The 3,224-nt window shown below is 70.8% G+C and carries 6 protein-coding genes; 4 read left to right on the top strand and 2 right to left on the bottom strand.

Annotated elements, in window-relative coordinates:
• Positions 1 to 840 (top strand): hypothetical protein (locus ACOADB_RS16600; RefSeq protein WP_378600794.1); only part of this gene is annotated, 840 nt, incomplete at its 5' end.
• Between the two features lie 30 nt (positions 841 to 870).
• On the opposite strand, the gene ACOADB_RS16595 is transcribed toward ACOADB_RS16600, so the two are convergent.
• A complete protein-coding gene (locus tag ACOADB_RS16595) occupies positions 871 to 1,323 on the bottom strand; it encodes an SRPBCC family protein (protein WP_378600791.1) in 453 nt (150 codons plus the stop codon).
• Between the two features lie 35 nt (positions 1,324 to 1,358).
• On the opposite strand from ACOADB_RS16595, the gene ACOADB_RS16590 reads away from it, so the two are divergent.
• Positions 1,359 to 1,574: a hypothetical protein gene (locus tag ACOADB_RS16590; RefSeq protein WP_378600789.1), complete on the top strand. Its 216-nt coding sequence runs from the start codon at positions 1,359 to 1,361 to the stop codon at positions 1,572 to 1,574.
• 21 nt (positions 1,575 to 1,595) lie between these two features.
• Here ACOADB_RS16590 and ACOADB_RS16585 read toward each other — a convergent pair whose 3' ends face one another.
• A complete protein-coding gene (locus tag ACOADB_RS16585; protein ID WP_378600786.1) occupies positions 1,596 to 1,916 on the bottom strand; it encodes a hypothetical protein in 321 nt (106 codons plus the stop codon).
• Between the two features lie 79 nt (positions 1,917 to 1,995).
• Between ACOADB_RS16585 and ACOADB_RS16580 the strand changes: the two genes are divergently transcribed.
• Both ACOADB_RS16580 and ACOADB_RS16575 read left to right on the top strand, forming a co-directional pair.
• A complete protein-coding gene (locus tag ACOADB_RS16580; protein WP_378600784.1) occupies positions 1,996 to 2,640 on the top strand; it encodes a LysE family translocator in 645 nt (214 codons plus the stop codon).
• A 49-nt stretch (positions 2,641 to 2,689) separates the two neighbouring features.
• On the top strand, positions 2,690 to 3,224 hold a 535-nt coding region (locus tag ACOADB_RS16575), incomplete at its 3' end, for a CocE/NonD family hydrolase (RefSeq protein ID WP_378600781.1).

Here is a 3,224-nt window from a genome sequence, read left to right as displayed (position 1 = left end):
GGGTTCGCCACGCGTTCCCTGCGGGCCGTGCCCAGCGGCTCGAGCGTCACGCCCGTCGCCGACGGCACCTTCGTCCTCCGCGAGGGCTGGGAGGGCGCCGCGTTGCGGATCATCGACGGCGATGACGTCGGAGACCCGATCGACGTGTCCCTCGACGAATCGCCCGTGGGCGCCGGTGAGGTCCCGTTCGTGCTGGTCCCGGAGACGGGTGGATCCTCGCTGGTGGCGGTCAGCGCTGACGGAGAGGCACACACCGTCCCCGTGCCCGCCGCCCTCGACAGCCTCCAGTCCTTCGGCAACCGGCTGGCCGGCTTCGTGTACGGCGACGGGCTCGCCTACCACTGGTCCGACGACGGTGGCGCGACCTGGCAGGACGCCGACCCGGGCCCGGGCGAGTTCCCGCCGCTGGTGGTCCAGTCGGCCATCGGGCAGGACCACGCGATCTTCGAGGGCGGCGACGGTGCCACGTTGTTCCCCTTCGTGGCGATCCGTACGGCGAGCGCAGCGGCCCCTGCGCAGTGGACCCGGACGGAGGCGGAGAAGGACGGCGACCACGTCACCCTGGGTGGTGCGTGGAACGAGGACGGCGAGATCCGCGTCCTCGCGAGTCGCTGGAACTCCGAGGACCGGCTCGTGGACGCCGGCGTGTGGCGCGTCGTCGGGGGAGCGCTGGAGAAGGTCACCAGCAACCACCCCGAGATCTCCGACCAGAGTGACATCGGCGCCCTCGCCTTCGAGTACGTCGACGGTCCGGTGGTGTGGGTGCCCGGGAAGGGCCCCGGCGAGGTGTGGCGGACCACCGACGGCGGCGCGACCTGGGAGCGGTTCGCGGCGCGGTGAGCCCCGCCCGGACGGGTCAGGCCTGAGGGGTCAGGCCTCGGCGGCTGCCTTGATCCGCTCGAGCGTCTGCTGCACGCCGGCGTTCAGGGTCTCCAGGAACGACTCCTGGCCGCCGAAGAACCCGTCGGTCAGCTCGCGCGACAGGTCCGAGATGCCGTCCGGGGTGTCGCGGGTCTGCGTGAGCAGGGTGCCCTCGCCGTCGGCCTGGAGGCGGAACGACCAGATGGCCCAGTTCTCCGCGACCTTGAAGGACAGCTCGCGCTCCGGATCGAAGCTGACGATCTCGGCGTGCGTCGTCCATTCCAGCTCGCCCTCGCGGTTGCGGTTGGTGAACTCGGCGCCGAGGCCGAGATCGAATCCGGAGCGCAACCGGGTCGACGTCACCTGCGGGCTCCACTCGGGCATCCGGCAGACGTCACTGACGAGTTCCCACACACGCGCCGGCGGAGCGGCGATCCGGACGGACTGTTCGAGATCAGACATGCCGACACACTAGGCGCGCGGTGTCACCATGGGGCATGACCAAGGACACAGGGCTCGGCAGCGGGATCTGGAGCGATGCGCGGAAGGTGCGCGTCACCAAGGGCAAGGTCGAGGCGCCGGTGCGTGCCAATGGAACCGATGGCATCCAGATCGGCAGCTACAAGCTGCCGGCTTCCAGCCCGAAGCCGGCGGGCGAACGCAAGCCCGGTCTGCTCGCGCGGCTGTTCGCGCGGTTGTCCAAGCGGCGCTGAGCGCGCGGCGACTCCGGCGGCTCAGGCCGAGCGCGTGGCCTGGCGGTGCGCGCGTCGTACCAGCTCGACGACGGAGACGTCTTGGCCGAGCGTCCCCGAGCTCGCCTGGCGGTCCATCCACATCGCTGCGTCGAGGGTGTCGGTCGCCAGCTGGCGGAGGTCGTCGGTGCTGAGCTCGCCGTACGGCGACTCGATGACCGTCGCCGTGAAGGTGCTGGTCGGGCCCTCGAGCCACCAGGTCCGGATCAGGCCGAAGGTGGGGCCTTCGTGCAGGCGGGAACCCGGGTCCTCGTTCGCGTGCTCCTCGGCGCTGGTGACGCACCACGGCGGACAGGTCGTCATGGGGGACCCTTCGGCCCCGACCATCGGCGGCTGAGGGAAACGAAGTCGCGATCTCGTGAGCGGTGACGGATACTTGCTCATGCCCTCGTCCAGCCAGCTCGCCGCCTTCGCGATCGCGTCGATCCTGTTCATCCAGGTGCCGGGACCGAGCCTCCTGTTCACGATCGGCCGGGCTCTCACGGTCGGCCGCCGCGACGCGCTGCTCTCGGTCGTGGGCAATGCCCTCGGCCTGGTGGCCCAGGTCGTGCTCGTCGCGCTCGGACTGGGCGCGGTCGTGGCTGCGTCGGCCACCGCCTTCACGATCATCAAGCTCGTGGGCGCGGCCTACGTCGTCTACCTCGGCGTCCAGGCGATCCGGCACCGTGCGGATGCGCGGGCCGCGCTCGCGCAGGCGGGCGTGGGCGGTGGCACCCCGGCCGGTGACCTCAGGTCGGTGCGCACCGGGTTCGTGGTGGGTGCGACCAACCCGAAGACCATCGTGTTCTTCGTGGCGTTCCTGCCGCAGTTCATCGACTCCTCGGCCGCGGCTGCGCCCCAGCTGGTGCTCCTCGGCGTGCTGTTCGGCGTGATGGCCATCGCCTCCGACACCTGTTGGGCGCTGGCCGCGAGTCGCGCCCGCGACTGGTTCGCGCGCAAGCCCGAGCGCCTCGACACGCTGGGTGCTGCGGGTGGCGTGATGATGGTCGGCCTCGGCGCCGCCCTGGTCACCACCAACAACCACTGAGCCGTCCCGGTCGGCGTAACGGGCGTCACGTGCAACTCGTTCTACTTGCGTGAAGCGCACCCTCAGCAGCCTGGCCACGCTCGTCCTGCTCGCGGTCCTGGCACCGCTTGCCTCGGGAGTCGCCGGCGGCCCGGCCGCGGCCGCGACGCCCTTCGTGAAGACCACCTTGTACTTCAAGGTGGTCGTCGGACCGGCGAACAACCAGGTCTGCGACATCGTCGGTGACCTCTACGTCCCGAACGCCGCCAGCGCCACCAACCGAATGCCGGCGGTGCTCACCACGAACGGCTTCGGTGGCTCGAAGGACGACCAGGCCACCCCTGCGGCTGCCTTCGCCGAGCGCGGCTACGTGGTGCTGGCGTACTCCGGGCTCGGCTTCGGCGGGTCGAGCTGCAAGATCACCCTCGACGACCCGGACTACGACGGCAAGGCCGCGAGCCAGCTCGTCAGCTACCTGGGCGGCTCGGGCGGGATCGCCTTCCTCGACGCCGCACACACGAAGCCGGCGCCGGCGCTGACCGTCGTGAAGAAGGATGCCCGTGACCACAACGGGATCGCGCGAAGCAACGACCCGCGGGTGGGGA

The organism is Nocardioides sp. CPCC 206348, assembly GCF_048654705.1.
In the GTDB taxonomy this organism is placed as follows: domain Bacteria; phylum Actinomycetota; class Actinomycetes; order Propionibacteriales; family Nocardioidaceae; genus Nocardioides.
This window is presented reverse-complemented; position numbering and strand designations above follow the sequence as displayed.